The organism is Butyrivibrio sp. AE3004, assembly GCF_000703165.1.
In the GTDB taxonomy this organism is placed as follows: domain Bacteria; phylum Bacillota; class Clostridia; order Lachnospirales; family Lachnospiraceae; genus Butyrivibrio.
The window spans coordinates 1,589,570-1,604,971 of record NZ_JNLQ01000002.1 but is presented as its reverse complement, the minus strand read 5'-3'; the positions used below and the strand labels follow the sequence as shown (position 1 = coordinate 1,604,971).

Genomic DNA, 15,402 nt, shown 5'->3' with positions numbered 1-15,402 from the left:
AGACTTAATAACTATTGTAGCGTAGTTTAACTATATGATAGAATTCATAAAGAAAATCGGAGGTGAATATAATGGAAAACGTTACAGTTTTAAATCATCCGCTTATTGAACATAAGCTTTCAATTCTTAGAGATAAACACACAGGAACCAAGCTTTTCAGAGAACTTGTAAGTGAGATAGGTGCATATCTTATATATGAGGCTATGAGAGATGTTAAGCTTGAAGTAACAACGGTTGAAACTCCAATTAAAACGATTAAAATGGGTCGCCTTAACGAGGATAATTATGCTTTTGCCCCTATTATGAGAGCAGGCATGGGAATGCTTGACGGTGTTCTTAAGGTAATCCCTAATGCAAAAATAGCACATGTAGGTATGTACCGTGATGAAACTACATATGAACCGGTTAACTATTTCTTTAAAGCACCGGAAGATATTGGAGAAAGAGAAGTTATAATTCTTGATCCCATGCTTGCAACAGGTGGTTCAGCATGTGATGCTATCGATCTTTTTAAGAAAAAAGGCGTTAAGAAAATGAGATTTATTTGCCTTATAGCTGCTCCGGAAGGACTTGAGAAAGTTACATCCGAGCACCCTGATGTTCCGATTATCTGTGCACATGTTGATGATATGCTTAATGAGAAAAAATATATAGTACCGGGTCTTGGAGATGCTGGTGATCGTATATTCGGAACAAAATAATCAAATTTGAGTTAATTTGCTTTAAAAAGCTGGAACACTTTTTAGGATAACCTTTTAAGAACGTTCCAGCTTTTTTAGGGAATAAATGCTGAGGTAAAAAATGACATTAAACAGCTATCCGATTAATGACGGATTTAGCATGCCTGCTGAATATGATCTTCACAAAGGAACACTGATGATTTGGCCCAGTCGCCCCGGAAGCTGGGGAAAAGATCCGATTAAAGCGCAGGTTGCATTTTGTAATGTTTATTCTGAAATATTAAAAAGTGAAAATCTTTATGTTATTGCAGATGAAGAAAATTATGAACATGCTATAGGCTTTATAAAACAAAATGTAAAGAATATAAAAAAAATTGTGGAATTAAGCAGGGAATCTTTTGATAAACCGGATTTAGATGAAATATTGGATGAGGGAGTTCTTTATCTTATAAAAAAGGAGACTGATGATTCCTGGGCAAGAGATGTTGGCCCTACATTTGTAAGAAACAACAGCGGCGAAATAAGAGGCATTGACTGGAAATTCAACGCATGGGGCGGTGAGGTTGACGGTCTTTATAAAAACTGGGATAAAGATGATAAAGTTGCTAATACCTTTTGCTCGCTTATAAAAAAAGATTGTTATGATGCTCATCCTTTTGTACTTGAAGGTGGTTCTATCCACTCCGACGGTGAAGGAACCATTATGGTTACCGAAAGCTGCCTTCTGAGTAAGGGCAGAAATCCTGATCTGACAAAGAATGAAATTGAGGAAAATTTAAAAAAATACCTCGGGGCCGAAAAAGTTTTATGGCTGCCTTGTGGAATTTATAATGATGAGACAAACGAACATGTAGACAATGTTTGCGCCTTTACAGCACCGGGGGAAGTCGTGCTTGCCTGGACCGATAATACGAGCGATCCTCAATATGATATGTCTTCTAAGAATTATGAATATCTCATTAAAGAAAAAGATGCACGCGGAAGACATTTAAAAATCCATAAATTGCCTATTCCGGATCATCCGGTATGTTGCACAAAAGAAGATATTGACAATTATATTTTTGAAGATGGTGAGGATGAGCGCGAAGTTGGCGAAAGACTTGCTGCAAGTTATGTAAATTTTTATTTTACAAATACAGAAATACTAGTTCCTGCTTTCGGTGGAATCAATAAAGATAGCGATGAAAGAGCGGTAAAAATACTTTCAGAAATCTGTAAAAACAGGAAAATTGTTCGGATAGACGCAGGAGCAATTCTTCTTGGAGGCGGTAATATCCATTGTATTACGCAGCAGATACCGGCAAATATTAGTAATATGCATAGAAAAATAATATCCTTTGAATAATAAACCAAAACAGAGAGGCAACTACTATGTACAAGGACATTTCATCTACAACTGTTGCTGCAATTCAGTTTGCATGCGGTAAAGAAGCTTATCATAATACTGAAATATCTGATGAAGAGCTTGTTCGTCTGAATATAAAAAAAGCTGATAAGCTTGTAAGAAAAGCTGCAGCTCAGGGAGCGCAGATTATTTTATTATCGGAGCTATTTGAAAGGCAGTATTTTTGCCAGGAAAGAAGATATGATTATTATGATTTTGCAACAACGACAGAAAAAAATCCGGCTGTGCAGCATTTCAGAAATGTTTGCAGAGAACTATCTGTAGTAATTCCTGTCAGCTTTTATGAAAAAGAGGGCAATGTTTTATATAATTCTGTTGCAATGATAGATGCAGATGGTGATGTTCTTGGAGTGTACAGAAAGACACATATTCCGGATGATCATTACTATCAGGAAAAATTTTATTTTACTCCGGGAGATTTAGGTTTTCATGTATTTGAAACAGCATATGGCAGAGTAGGTATAGGTATTTGCTGGGACCAGTGGTTCCCTGAGACAGCCAGATGCCTTGCGCTACAAGGTGCTGATATAATACTATATCCGACAGCTATTGGATCTGAACCTATTTTGAATGTGGACAGCTCCGGACATTGGCAAAGAACCATGCAGGGACATTCTGCGGCAAATATTATACCGGTAGTGGCGGCTAACAGAATAGGAACGGAAAATGTAATTCCATCCGAGGAAAACGGTGGTCAGTTGTCATCTCTTGTTTTTTATGGACATAGTTTCATGACAGATGAAACAGGAGATATTTTGAGACAGGCAGGAAATAATACAGAAGAAATTATTATGGCTGTTTATGATTTTAATGAAATAAGACAAAACAGGCTCTCATGGGGGCTTTTCAGAGACAGAAGACCGGAATGCTATAAAGAAATTACTGATTAAATTGTTCGGTAGTAAAGCAAAAAAATGAAATTATAAAAGCTTTTACTTTATCACATTAAAGCGATGCTCTTCTCATTTGTAAAAAGGTGTTATATAATTTCGTGGTATTTTGATATTTTATATGTTTTTTGAGGTAATTATATGACACTTATCGATGGGGAGAAGAACGGAGTTTATCTCGTAAAGGAGATGAATGTCGAAAAAGCGAATTACTCGCAGAGGCTTAAATCTATTGGCGTTGTCGATGGATCTCATATCAAAGTAATAAATAAAAAAGAACGCGGTGGTCTCATAATACAGGTAGAGAAAAAGCAGATAGCTTTATGCCACAATGTTGCATCGGGAATCATTGTTGAATTTGAAAAAAAAGAATATCCGGATGTTATGTAAAAAGCCTGAAAATTTATTTTATACAGAGGTGTAATGATGTCACAAAAGATAAGAACACGTTATGCACCAAGCCCAACCGGCAGAATGCATGTAGGTAACTTAAGAACCGCACTTTATGCTTATCTTATTTCAAAGCATGAAGGCGGTGATTTTATCCTCAGAATTGAGGATACAGATCAGGAGCGCTATGTTGAAGGTGCTACTGAAATTATATACAGAACTCTTGAGAAGACAGGACTTATTCATGATGAAGGTCCTGATAAAGATGGCGGGGTAGGACCTTATGTTCAGAGTGAAAGACAAAAACAGGGTCTTTACCTTAAATATGCTAAGGAACTTGTAGATAAAGGTGAAGCTTATTATTGCTTTTGTACACCTGAGCGACTGGCAACACTGACACAGGTTATTGATGGCAAAGAGGTCAGTGTTTACGATAAGCATTGCCTGCACCTTTCAAAAGAGGAAATAGAGAAAAACCTTGCAGAAGGTAAACCCTATGTAATAAGACAGAATAATCCAACTGAGGGACAGACGACTTTTAATGACGAACTTTATGGTGACATTACTGTAGATAACAGTGAACTTGATGATATGGTACTTATAAAGTCAGATGGTTATCCCACATATAATTTTGCTAATGTTGTAGATGATCATCTCATGGGAATTACTCATGTTGTAAGAGGGAACGAATACATTTCTTCTTCGCCCAAATACAACAGACTTTATGATGCATTTGGTTGGGAAGTACCCAAATATATTCACTGTCCGCTTATTACTGATGAAGATCATCACAAGCTTAGTAAGAGAAGTGGTCATTCTTCCTTTGAAGACCTCATTGAGCAGGGATTTTTAGCTGAAACAGTTGTTAACTTTGTTGCGCTTCTTGGCTGGTCACCTGAAGATAATACCGAAATAATGAGTCTTCAGGACCTTGTTGAAAAATTTGATTACAAGAGAATAAACAAATCACCTGCTGTATTTGATTATACTAAGCTTAGATGGATGAACGGTGAGTACCTCAAAAAGATGGACGATGATAAGTTCTATGAACTTGCTCTTCCTTATATGAAGGAAACCATTAAAAAAGACCTGGATTTACATAAAATAGCAACAATGATTAAAACAAGAATAGAAATCTGGCCTGATATTGCTGAGATGATTGACTTTTTTGAGGAAATGCCCGAATACGATATTTCAATTTATAAGCATAAGAAGATGAAAACCGATGAAGCATCATCGCTTTCTGTATTAAAGGAGCTTCTTCCTATTCTTGAGGCTCAGGAAGATTACAGTAATGATGCTTTATATGGCAAACTTCAGGAATATATAAAAGAAAAAGAGTATAAGAACGGCTATGTACTCTGGCCTATTAGAATTGCTGTTTCAGGTAAAGCCATGACTCCCTGTGGAGCTACCGAAGCTATGGAAATCATCGGAAAGGATGAAACTCTTAAAAGACTTAGAGCTTCTATAGCTAAGCTTGAGGCCTGAATTAAATATTAAATGTAATTCCGCTCAAATGCGTGCGATAAATCATGATAAGGGACCTGCTTGTGTTATTGCGGGTCCCGGGAGCGGAAAAACATTTGTGATCATTCAGAGAATTATTAATCTTATCCGGAAGGGAGTAAGCCCCGGATCTATTCTCACGATCACTTTTACAAAAGCTGCAGCTATTGAAATGCAGCAAAGATTTATTAAAGAAACTGATTCTATGTATCCGGAGGTTCTCTTCGGAACATTCCATTCCATTTTTTATCACATATTGGATAATAGAAATTTAACTATTATCAAAGAAAAGGATAAGTATAAATTACTTAGCCATATTTTGCATGGTCGAGATTACGACAACGAAATGATAAAGCTCATTTTGTCAGAGATTTCCAGGCTTAAGAATTGTGGAGGCAATCCTGAAGAACGAGATAAGTCAGTTCCTTTTTATGAAGATTTCCCAGAAATTCAAAATGAATATAATGTAATTATGAAGGAACAGGGATTGATAGACTTTGATGACATGATTATTTATTGCAAAGAGTACCTCTTACAAAGACCGGATATAAGGAAAAAATGGCAAAATAGATTGCAGTATATACAAATTGATGAATACCAGGATATAAACAAAACACAGTTTGAAGTTGTAAAACTTCTTTTAAACGATGAAAAAAATCTTTTTGTAGTCGGTGATGATGATCAGTCAATATACGGATTCAGAGGATCGGATCCCAAAATAATGCTGGGATTTAAAGAGGAATTTCAAAATTCAAAAGAAATAATCCTTGATACAAATTATAGATGCTCAAAAAAGATATTAAAGGCTTCAATGCAAGTGATTGAAGAAAACAAAATAAGGTTTAAGAAAAATATTGTATCAGGAAAAACAGGCTCTGAAGGTATGGTCGAAGGACTAAGTTATTCTGATAAAAAGGAACAGTACGTTGACATAATAGAACGAATACGAAAAAATGCCGCTATAGCTAATGCTTCAATAAGTAATTGTCATGTTTCCAAAAAAGTGGATATAGACTATTCGGATACTGCGATAATAGTGAGAACTAATACAGAGGCGACTGTAATTGCAAGAATGCTGAATGAATCCGGTATACCTTGCTCATATAAAGAAAAAATATTGGCTTTCCATGAAAAAAACGGAGTAAGAGATCTTATAGCGTATATGTCTTTTGTCTTTGGAGGCCAAAAAAGAACGGATTTTTTGAAGATAATGAACAAACCTTTGAGATATATAAGTAGAAACGCCTGTTTCAATGAAACAATAAATGAAAAGGATCTTGTTCTTTATTATGCAAAAGAAGGGAAAATTTCTATGACTACAACTGTACAAAGGCTGTTTAAAGCATTTAGGCTTTTGAGTAAATTAAGCCCGAAAGCCGCTATTCATTTTATAAGAGGGTACATGGGGTACGACAGGTATGTAAAGGAAAAATACATATCCAATATAAAATTATATAAAGAAATAATTGCTGATATGGACGAATTTGAGAAAATATGCAGTGCTTTTGACTATTATGATGAGCTTAGTGAATACCTTTCCAATATAGAAGATGAACTGAGGGAAATGAAAAAAATAAAAGTTGCCGATAAGAAAGGCATAAGGGTAATGACAATGCATGCTTCAAAGGGGCTTGAGTTTAAAAAAGTTTATCTTCCGGATTTGAATGAAGGAATAATTCCATCTAGAAAAAGCATAACCAAGGAGGAACTTGAGGAAGAAAGAAGGATGCTTTATGTTGCAATGACAAGAGCAAAAGATGAATTATATATTTCATACGTAAAAGGTACCAAAGAAAATCCAATGAGGATGTCAGCTTTTTTAAGGCCGATAAAAGGAATTTTTCAAGATAGTAATTATTGCGAAATGTTGATAAAATAATATTGTATTTTTAGAAATGAATATGCATTTTTAAATCAAAAAAATACAATCGGAGGGAGACTATGAATAAAGAATATAAATTTAATTTGGCTATGTTTATTGCTGCTATTTCATGTGCTGTTATATTTTCGGGTTGCGGTTCCGGAGGAGGATCATATAAGAATGCTGAAAGCTCATATGCACCTGAAGCTTCATATGAAACAGGAGAAGCGATGGCTGATGGTGCTCTTTATGATAAAGCGTATGATGATTATGATGCTGAGAATATTGAAAACACCACTGACTCTGAAGATATTACAAAGGAAAAGCAAAACTCAAAAAGTAAACGTAAGCTCATAACAAACATGAGCATGAATGCGGAAACAAAGGAATTTGATAAAACGCTTGATTTTATAAAGAAAAGAACTGATGAGCTTGGCGGATATGTAGAGAGCTTCAGTTCTGAGAAAAGCTCGTATAATGATGAGAGAACTGCTAATCTTACCTTAAGGATACCAGAAGAAAAACTGGAAAATTTCATTGCTGAAGTTTCTAAGGAAAGCAATATTACTTCTCAGGATATGAATGTTACGGATGTAACACTTACTTATGCAGATCTTGAAAGCCATAAAAATGCGCTTAGAGCAGAAGAAGACCAGCTTTTAACGTTAATGGAAAAGGCAGAGAGCATAGAAGAGATAATGCTTATTCAGGATAAGCTGACAGATGTACGCTATCAGCTTGAGTCTATGGAATCGCAGCTTCGCACCTATGACAATCAGATCAGCTATAGTACGCTTAGACTAACTCTGCGAGAAGTAATCGAGTATACACCTGAACCGGTGAAGGATCCTACATTTGCTGAAAGAGCTAAAGAAGGCTTTGCTGAGAATCTGGCTGCAGTTATTACTTTCTTTACGGAATTGGCACTTCTTCTTATTACACATATACCTGTTTTAGTAATTGTATTTGTGATCATAATTATTATTGTAATCTTCGTTAAGATAGCTGAAGCGAAGAGAAAAAAGCGTCTTGCATCAATGCCGGTTATGCAGCCAGTTGTAATACCAAACAGCCCTGTGACATATGGCCCCGGCAGACAGATGCCTTTAAATGGACAAATGCAGCAAATGCCGGCTGATAATCAAATGGAGGCAAATAACCAAATGCCCACAGGTGCTCAAACAAGTAATGAAAAAGCAAGTGATTCCGGCTCTGATACTATGGAAGGAAATACGGATATAGTTAATTCAAAAAATAATAATCCAGATGGTTCTCATAATAAGTGAGATGAAAATGTCCTTGGAAATTATAAAATCCAAGGGCATTTTTTTCTAATATTTTTTTAATAACTCATATTATTGTTATTGAATAACGCTAATGATATGATGAAAAAAAGTAGTTTATAGCTGAAAGTGTGTTGTTTTTACAAGCAATTAAGCCACGGAGATGTCTTTCAATGTTAAGAGAGACCATTGCAAAATTCAAAGAAGAAGAAGATAAATATTTTAATATATGTGAACATGACATAATCAGGATGAATATGCTGGTTCAGAAAAAGATGTCTATAACGCTGATAGGTGTCTACTTAGTTATGCTTATATTGGCCAAGCTTCTCCTTAAGGGATTCAGGATTCATTATATATATTATTGTCTGTTTGTAGTAATTGTTTTGTTCTTTATAACGAATCAATATTTGATTGAGAAGAACATAAGCATGAGATTTTGCAGAATGGAATCATTGTTTTTTTATGGCCTTTTGTATTTGACACTGATCTTTATTGATGTTTGGCCATATCGTGATCAACCTGCAGGATTATTTCCCTTTTTTTTGATAATGTTTTCAGTTATATATATAGACAGATTAAGACTTTATGCTGTTTTTGAACTACTTCTTTGTATTTGCTTTTGTGTTATATGCTATTTTAGAAAAGATAACTTTTACTTTTCCAGAGATGTTTTTTCGATAATTTCCAGTATTTTTATATCAGCTATATGCACAATAATACTTGTAAATCTGAGGATAAGAGAAGCTCTTAATTCAGCAAAATTTGAGCAAATGAGTGAAAAGGCAGCTGAGGCTGAGGCTAATGCGATTGCTGCAAATGGAGCAAAGACACAGTTTCTTTCACAGATGTCGCATGAAATCAGAACTCCTATAAATGCAATTCTGGGTATGAATGAACTCATACTCCGTGAATATGATGATCCGGAACTAAAAAAATATTCGCATGGAATAAAAACTGCAGGGAATACACTGCTTACGCTAATAAACGATGTTTTGGATTTTTCAAAAATCGAAGCCGGGAAAATGGAACTTTATACTGTGGATTATGATCTGGCAGGCCTTATATCAGAGCTTATTAATATGGTCGATGAAAGAGCAAAGAATAAGGGACTGGAACTAAATGTTGTTGTTAACAAAGAAATCCCTCATCTTCTTCACGGTGATAATGTCAGATTAAAGCAGGTAATTTTGAATATACTTACAAATGCCATAAAATATACGGAAAAGGGCAGCGTGCAATTTTCTGTCGATTATCTTACCGGCGGGCATCTTGATGTAAATGGTTCAATAGGCCTTAAAATCGCGATTTCAGATACAGGAATCGGTATAAGAGAAGAGGATATGAAAAGGCTTTTTGATCCTTTTGAACGCATTGAGGAATCAAGGAACAGGAATGTTGAGGGCTCAGGTCTTGGGATGAGTATAGTTCAGAAATTTCTCGAACTTATGAATTCTGAGCTGCATGTAAAAAGTGAATATGGAAAAGGCTCAACATTCTCATTTGTTGTTGAGCAAAAAACTGTTAGCTGGGAACCGATTGGCGACTTTAAGGTCGCTTATGACAGACTTATTCAGGATGATGGAAAATATTCAGAACTGTTTACGGCACCTGATGCTAAAATCCTCGTTGTTGATGATAATGAAATAAACCTTGTTGTAACACAAAATTTGCTTAAGGATACTCTGGTTGATATTGAAACAGCCTCCAGTGGTAAGGAAGCCCTTGAATTAACCGCAAAAACAAAATATGACATAATGCTTATAGATCATCAGATGCCTGAAATGGATGGTATGGAGTTTCTTTGGCGTCTTAAGAGTGATGAAAACAATCCAAATATAGATACTCCCAGCATAGCACTTACTGCGAATGCTTTTGCAGGTGCAAGGGAGGTATATATAAAATCAGGTTTCAGGGATTATCTTTCAAAGCCGATAATTGGAGATGCTCTGGAAAGGATGCTGCTTACGTATATACCTGAGGAAAAAATCAATTCTGTTGAAGAACATGAAAAGAAAAAGGTTTCTCCCAAAAAGACTGTTAAACATGAAAAAAGAGAACATTCACATAAAAAAGATGTAGTTGATTTTTATGATATACGAGAAAATTATAATGATGATAAAGAACTGTATGATGCAATTGGCCTTTTGATGAAACGAGCTAAGATAAGGCGATAATTGGAGGTTCGAGTGAACGCTAAGGTATTGATTGTTGATGATTCCGAACTGGACAGATTTTTCATTAAAAAGCTCTTGGAATATCTTGGGGTTGATTCCGATGAGGCAGGGGACGGTAAAGAGTGTCTGAAAGCTGTTCGGCAGGAAGAGTATTCCATAATCCTGATGGATTATCTGATGCCTTATATGAATGGAATTCAAACTTTTTCGCAAATAAGGGATGGTATTGATAACAGAAATGAATCCACACCTGTAATTGCACTGGTTTCACCTGATGATCCTAATGAGGGGAAAAACTGTCTCGAAGCCGGTTTTGCCAATTATCTTGATAAACCTGTAGAATTTAAACAACTTATGGCTGTTCTGATAATGTATCTGCCTGATAATATCAGAAATGAATTAAAGCTTCCTACAGCGAATAAAAATGAAGAAACTGATGTAACCACAGTTCCTGATAATATAGATTCACATGAAAACGAGAATCAGAACATAATAAAAGCAATATCAGAAATACCTGAAATAGATTATGAGAAAGGAATTTCTCTTTGCGGTTCTGAGGAAGGTTATTTAACTGCTATTGGTATTTTCTTCAACTCTATAGATTTTAAAGCAGATGAGATTGAAGGATATTATAAAAATGAAGACTACAAAAATTACACTATAAAAGTTCACGCACTCAAGAGCTCAGCGAATTTGATCGGTGCAACAAAATTGTGGGCTGATGCAAAAGGACTTGAAGAAGCCGGCAATAATAATGATATCGGAAAGATAAAAAATGAAACAGATGCACTTCTTTCAGACTACAGGTCATTTAAAGAAAAGCTCTCATTTCTTTCCGATGATAGTGAAGATGAAAAGCCTCCGGTATCAGAGGATGCTTTAAATGATGCATATGCTGCACTGTCAGAATTTATTGAGGCAATGGACTTTGATCTTGCTGATATGGTTATAAAGTCAATGAAGGATTATAAACTTCCTGATGCTGATGCAAAACGTTTTTCAGAGTTTGAAAGACTTTTAGCAGGACTTAATTGGGATGATATGAAAAAGATTCTTGCAGAAAAATAATCTTGGGAGAATATTATGGCTAAGAATGCGACTATCATAAGTTCAAATGAGACTTTTATGGTAAAAGGACTTATCATGAAGCTTAAGGATGTTGGAATTACTGCAACATTTTCTCCTGATAAGGTAGAAGACCTTCAGAAGAAACAGGAGAGTGCTGAAGTTTTCATTTACTATCTTGATGAGATTGTGCCCAAAAGCTTGATATATTTAAAGGATTTGTGTCTTGAAACCCACAGGCAGGTAATTTTTATCTGTAATCCTCTTGAATATGAAGAAGCTCTAACATATCTGCCTGAGTCACATGTTCATAGCTTTTTCGAAAGACCTCTTCAGATGGATAGTTTTTTGGAAACCATGAATAAATTCTTTATGGATGAGATCATGGATACCAATAAAAAAAGTGTTCTTATCGTTGATGATGATGTTTCTTACATGAGGACAATCAGAGACTGGCTTAAGGATGAGTATAAGGTATCAATGGCAAATTCAGGAATACAGGCTATTACATGGCTGGCTAAGAACAAAGCTGATCTTATACTTCTTGATTATGAGATGCCTGTAACATCAGGGCCGAAGGTTCTTGAAATGTTCAAGAGTGATATGAGCATAAAAGACATACCGGTAATGTTTCTTACTTCCAAAGGAGATAAAGCCAGCATTGTAAGAGTTCTTGCACTAAAACCTGCTGATTATATTTTAAAAACAATTGATAAAACTTCTTTACACCTAAAAATTGATAATTTCTTCAGAATGAGATAAAAATTTTATATTTTTAGTGTAAAGTTTATTTGAACGCTTGCCGATAAAAATATTGGAGTAGTATATCCATCTAAGCGACAAGGATGTTGCGGGTTCATGAACAAAGGAGGGTTTCATATGAGTATGGTAAATGGCATAGGGGCCAATTATGCAAATCAGTTAAGTGCTTATCAAACCAAGAATCACCACACCGGTAAAACTGAAAATACAAAGAAGAATGACACACAATTAGGTGTTCTGAAAAACAAAGGTATTTCCGAAACACATGTACAGGAAGGTGTCGAACTTTCAGAAGGTGCCAAAAAACTTTTGGATGAACTGAAAGAAAAGTATGGCAATATGGACTTTTTTGTGTCAAACTATTCTTCGGATGAAGAAGCAGAAGACATTATGTCCCGAGGTACCAAGGATTACAGTGTACTGATCGAGCCTGAAATACTTGAACAGATGGCTGCCGATGAAGAGACGAAGAATAAATATATGAATATTATCGACGAATCTACCGGCAAGCTTGATGAAATAAAAGAACAGCTTAAAGAATCAGGACAGGAAGTAGAATCTCTTGGTATGAAGATTGATGCTGAAGGCGCTGTTTCGTTTTTTGCAAAGATAAAGGAGCAAAACGAAAAGTACCAGAAGCAGGTTGCTTCTGATAAGGAAGCTGCAAAGGCAGAAGAGGCGAAAGCAGAAAAACGTAAAGAACGTGAAGAAGCCATGGAAAAGCTCCGTGAGGGGCAGGGGGCAAATCGCTATAGTAAAAAGGAAGCCCCTTACGAAAAGGTAACTACCGTTTATGCCGATTCTGTAGATGAGCTTTTAGATAAAATTAAAAATGTAGACTGGAGCCAGATTGAGGCAACACCTGTAAAAGGTTATGGAAGTAAATTTGACTTCTCGGTCTAAACGGAGGTGCATATGATCTTTTCAGAGATCGCTACAGAAATGAACACTAAAATCCAGAATGACGAACAAATTACGGTGGATATTGAGCTGGATGATGGGAAAAACGTTACTTGTGCTGTTCTGATAGTATTAACCGTTCAGGAAAAGGATTACATTGTTCTTCTTCCGCTTGACGAGCATGGACAGAACAATGACGGCAATGTATGGTTCTATCAGTTTATTCAAAAATCCAAAGATTCTGAACCTGAACTTGGATATATTGAAGATGATGATGAATATGAAGCTGTTGCGGATGCTTTTGACGAGTATCTTGATGATGTTGAATTTGATGAACTCATCGATGCTGATCCGGAAGACTGAAAAGATTATTTTTTAAGATACATACAAAGGCAGTATGGCAAATTTCCATACTGCCTTTAATTATTTTCCGATAAATTAAATGTTTTTTGTGGTATAATACTATGTCGTAAATTCAAATAAGGAAAAATAATGAATAAAAATCTTAAATTGGTAGCCTCCCTGCCATACCCCATGGGAGTAAAAAGGACATCAAAAGGAATTCGCATTTGTGCTGTTTACAATAGCGAAAATGACTGTGGTATTATTTTGTATCGGAAAAATGACAAAAAAGGAACTAAGATTACTTTTTCAAAGGATTTTCGATACGGAAGGATTTTTTGCGCTGAAATTGTCGGAGATACAGATGTATTTTCAGGATATATGCTTTTTGAAAACGGAAAAGTATTCGCAGATCCTTATGCTACATATATCGAAGGCTTTGAGAAATGGGGAAAAAATGTAAAGCAGGAAGATTTGTGTTGCCGAATAGATGAATCTGAGTATCATTGGGGAGATGATAAACACCCCAATATCAAATATGAAGACTCTTTCATATACACTTTACATGTAAGAGGCTATACAAAAAGTCCAAACAGCGGAATAGAACTAAAAAAACGTGGTACATATAAAGGACTTATAGAAAAAATACCATATATTAAAAGTTTGGGCATAACTGCTGTTGAAATTATGCCATCCTATGAAATGAATGTTCTCGATATACCTAAGGCGGGAAACACTGCAAATGGCGGTAATATGCCTGAGGGCTCGTTCCATTATGATAATAAGACAAGCGGAAAAATTATTTATAGTGAGAACGGTGTAGTTAAAAACGGAAATTCAGTACGTCATAAAGTTAATTTCTGGGGATTTAAAGAAGGCTTTTATTTTGCACCTAGAACAGCTTATGCTGTAGACCCGAAGAATGCCGATCTTGAGTTTAAAGATCTTGTGAAAGAGATGCATAAAAACGGCATTGAAGTTATCCTTCAGTTTTATTTTAATGAAGACGCTACTGAAGATCTTGTATGTGCTGCTATAAGGCACTGGGTATTTGGCTATCATATAGACGGCGTTCATATGAAAGGAAGCAGCGTAGCACCTTCTATGGTCGCTTCAGATCCGGCATTGTCTGATATAAAGATCTGGTATTATGGTTTTGATTATGGCAGGTTATTTTCCGGTAAGAATCCCAGGGTTCGTACTCTTGCCGAATTTAAACCTGATTTTATGTATGCTTCAAGAAGATTCCTTAAAGGAGATGATAATGCCATAGGGGATTTTATAAAAGCAATGCTTACTAACAGACCTGAGGCCGGAAACATTAATTATATTTGTGATTATGAAGGCTTTAGACTGGCAGACCTGGTATCATATGAGCACAAGAAAAATGAGACAAACGGAGAAAACAATACAGACGGTACGGATAATAATCTTAGCTGGAACTGTGGAGTAGAAGGAAAAACAAGAAAAAATGTTGTTTTATCGCTCAGAACAAAACAGATAAGAAATGCTTTTACAATGCTTATGTTCTCCCAAGGGACTCCTATGATATTTGGCGGAGATGAGTTTGGAAATTCACAGGACGGTAATAATAATCCTTATTGTCAGGATAATGCTACCGGTTGGATTGATTGGAGTCAGGCACAAAAGGGTTCCAATAAAGATTTAATTGATTATCTTAAGTTTTTGTCAGGATTAAGATTTAAATATAAAATCCTTCACGAATCCAAAGCATTTAAACTTATGGATTATAAAGCATGCGGGTACCCTGATCTTTCTTATCACGGAATAGAGGCCTGGAGGCCCGATCTTTCAAACTACAGTCATAGTATAGGAATGCTATACTGCGGTCTTTATGAAAAGGAAGATAAAGAACAGGATTTCTTTTATATTGCTTATAATATGCACTGGAATCCGGTTACTTTTGCACTACCGAAGCTGCCTGAAGGTATGAGATGGTTTGTGCTTAATGACACTGAAGAACCTTCGGATAACATGAAAATGCAAACTGTAAAGGACCAGACTAAGATAGAATGCAGTGAGAGATCGATAAAAATCCTTATCGGTGCAGGCAAGCCTGTAAAGAAAGCACAGAAAAAGGCTGCTAAATAAATATGGAAAAATCAGACAAAATTACT

The 15,402-nt window shown here is 35.7% G+C and carries 13 protein-coding genes; all 13 read left to right on the top strand.

What is annotated here, in order from left to right:
• Positions 1–71: 71 nt before the first annotated feature.
• On the top strand, positions 72–701 hold the full coding sequence (gene upp / locus BV60_RS0110080) for a uracil phosphoribosyltransferase (RefSeq protein ID WP_029321445.1): 630 nt from the start codon (positions 72–74) through the stop codon (positions 699–701).
• A 100-nt stretch (positions 702–801) separates the two neighbouring features.
• The gene (aguA, locus tag BV60_RS0110075; RefSeq protein ID WP_029321443.1) at positions 802–2,025 is read left to right on the top strand and encodes an agmatine deiminase; all 1,224 of its coding nucleotides are present in this window, start codon (positions 802–804) and stop codon (positions 2,023–2,025) included.
• A 26-nt stretch (positions 2,026–2,051) separates the two neighbouring features.
• Positions 2,052–2,975 (top strand): N-carbamoylputrescine amidase, encoded by a 924-nt coding sequence (gene aguB, locus BV60_RS0110070; protein ID WP_156036058.1) that lies wholly within the window; start codon positions 2,052–2,054, stop codon positions 2,973–2,975.
• Positions 2,976–3,116: 141 nt separating this feature from the next.
• Complete coding sequence (locus BV60_RS0110065; protein ID WP_029321440.1) at positions 3,117–3,365, top strand: ferrous iron transport protein A; 249 nt, start codon at positions 3,117–3,119, stop codon at positions 3,363–3,365.
• Positions 3,366–3,401: 36 nt separating this feature from the next.
• Positions 3,402–4,856: a glutamate--tRNA ligase gene (gene gltX, locus BV60_RS0110060; protein ID WP_029321438.1), complete on the top strand. Its 1,455-nt coding sequence runs from the start codon at positions 3,402–3,404 to the stop codon at positions 4,854–4,856.
• A gap of 28 nt (positions 4,857–4,884) precedes the next feature.
• Positions 4,885–6,753, top strand: coding sequence for an ATP-dependent helicase (locus tag BV60_RS0110055; RefSeq protein WP_051656647.1), 1,869 nt, complete (start codon positions 4,885–4,887; stop codon positions 6,751–6,753).
• 62 nt (positions 6,754–6,815) lie between these two features.
• Positions 6,816–8,021, top strand: a complete 1,206-nt coding sequence (locus BV60_RS0110050) for a DUF4349 domain-containing protein (RefSeq protein ID WP_051656646.1) — start codon at positions 6,816–6,818, stop codon at positions 8,019–8,021.
• A gap of 170 nt (positions 8,022–8,191) precedes the next feature.
• On the top strand, positions 8,192–10,195 hold the full coding sequence (locus tag BV60_RS21935; RefSeq protein ID WP_051656645.1) for an ATP-binding protein: 2,004 nt from the start codon (positions 8,192–8,194) through the stop codon (positions 10,193–10,195).
• Positions 10,196–10,207: 12 nt separating this feature from the next.
• Positions 10,208–11,263 (top strand): response regulator, encoded by a 1,056-nt coding sequence (locus BV60_RS0110040; RefSeq protein ID WP_029321434.1) that lies wholly within the window; start codon positions 10,208–10,210, stop codon positions 11,261–11,263.
• Positions 11,264–11,278: 15 nt separating this feature from the next.
• Complete coding sequence (locus tag BV60_RS21930) at positions 11,279–12,022, top strand: response regulator (protein WP_051656644.1); 744 nt, start codon at positions 11,279–11,281, stop codon at positions 12,020–12,022.
• Positions 12,023–12,139: 117 nt separating this feature from the next.
• Positions 12,140–12,925: a DUF6033 family protein gene (locus BV60_RS0110030; RefSeq protein ID WP_029321431.1), complete on the top strand. Its 786-nt coding sequence runs from the start codon at positions 12,140–12,142 to the stop codon at positions 12,923–12,925.
• A 12-nt stretch (positions 12,926–12,937) separates the two neighbouring features.
• Entirely contained in the window at positions 12,938–13,285 is a 348-nt protein-coding gene (locus BV60_RS0110025) for a DUF1292 domain-containing protein (RefSeq protein WP_197029548.1), read from the top strand.
• A 129-nt stretch (positions 13,286–13,414) separates the two neighbouring features.
• Positions 13,415–15,376, top strand: a complete 1,962-nt coding sequence (locus BV60_RS0110020) for a hypothetical protein (RefSeq protein ID WP_051656643.1) — start codon at positions 13,415–13,417, stop codon at positions 15,374–15,376.
• Positions 15,377–15,402: the final 26 nt, after the last annotated feature.

Coding starts and splice junctions, on each gene's coding strand:
- BV60_RS0110050 (WP_051656646.1), top strand. CDS start 6,816: ATGAATAAAGAATATAAATTTAATTTGGCTATGTTTATTGCTGCTATT.
- gltX (WP_029321438.1), top strand. CDS start 3,402: ATGTCACAAAAGATAAGAACACGTTATGCACCAAGCCCAACCGGCAGA.
- BV60_RS21935 (WP_051656645.1), top strand. CDS start 8,192: ATGTTAAGAGAGACCATTGCAAAATTCAAAGAAGAAGAAGATAAATAT.
- BV60_RS0110055 (WP_051656647.1), top strand. CDS start 4,885: ATGCGTGCGATAAATCATGATAAGGGACCTGCTTGTGTTATTGCGGGT.
- BV60_RS0110065 (WP_029321440.1), top strand. CDS start 3,117: ATGACACTTATCGATGGGGAGAAGAACGGAGTTTATCTCGTAAAGGAG.
- BV60_RS0110030 (WP_029321431.1), top strand. CDS start 12,140: ATGAGTATGGTAAATGGCATAGGGGCCAATTATGCAAATCAGTTAAGT.
- aguA (WP_029321443.1), top strand. CDS start 802: ATGACATTAAACAGCTATCCGATTAATGACGGATTTAGCATGCCTGCT.
- BV60_RS0110025 (WP_197029548.1), top strand. CDS start 12,938: ATGATCTTTTCAGAGATCGCTACAGAAATGAACACTAAAATCCAGAAT.
- BV60_RS21930 (WP_051656644.1), top strand. CDS start 11,279: ATGGCTAAGAATGCGACTATCATAAGTTCAAATGAGACTTTTATGGTA.
- BV60_RS0110020 (WP_051656643.1), top strand. CDS start 13,415: ATGAATAAAAATCTTAAATTGGTAGCCTCCCTGCCATACCCCATGGGA.
- aguB (WP_156036058.1), top strand. CDS start 2,052: ATGTACAAGGACATTTCATCTACAACTGTTGCTGCAATTCAGTTTGCA.
- upp (WP_029321445.1), top strand. CDS start 72: ATGGAAAACGTTACAGTTTTAAATCATCCGCTTATTGAACATAAGCTT.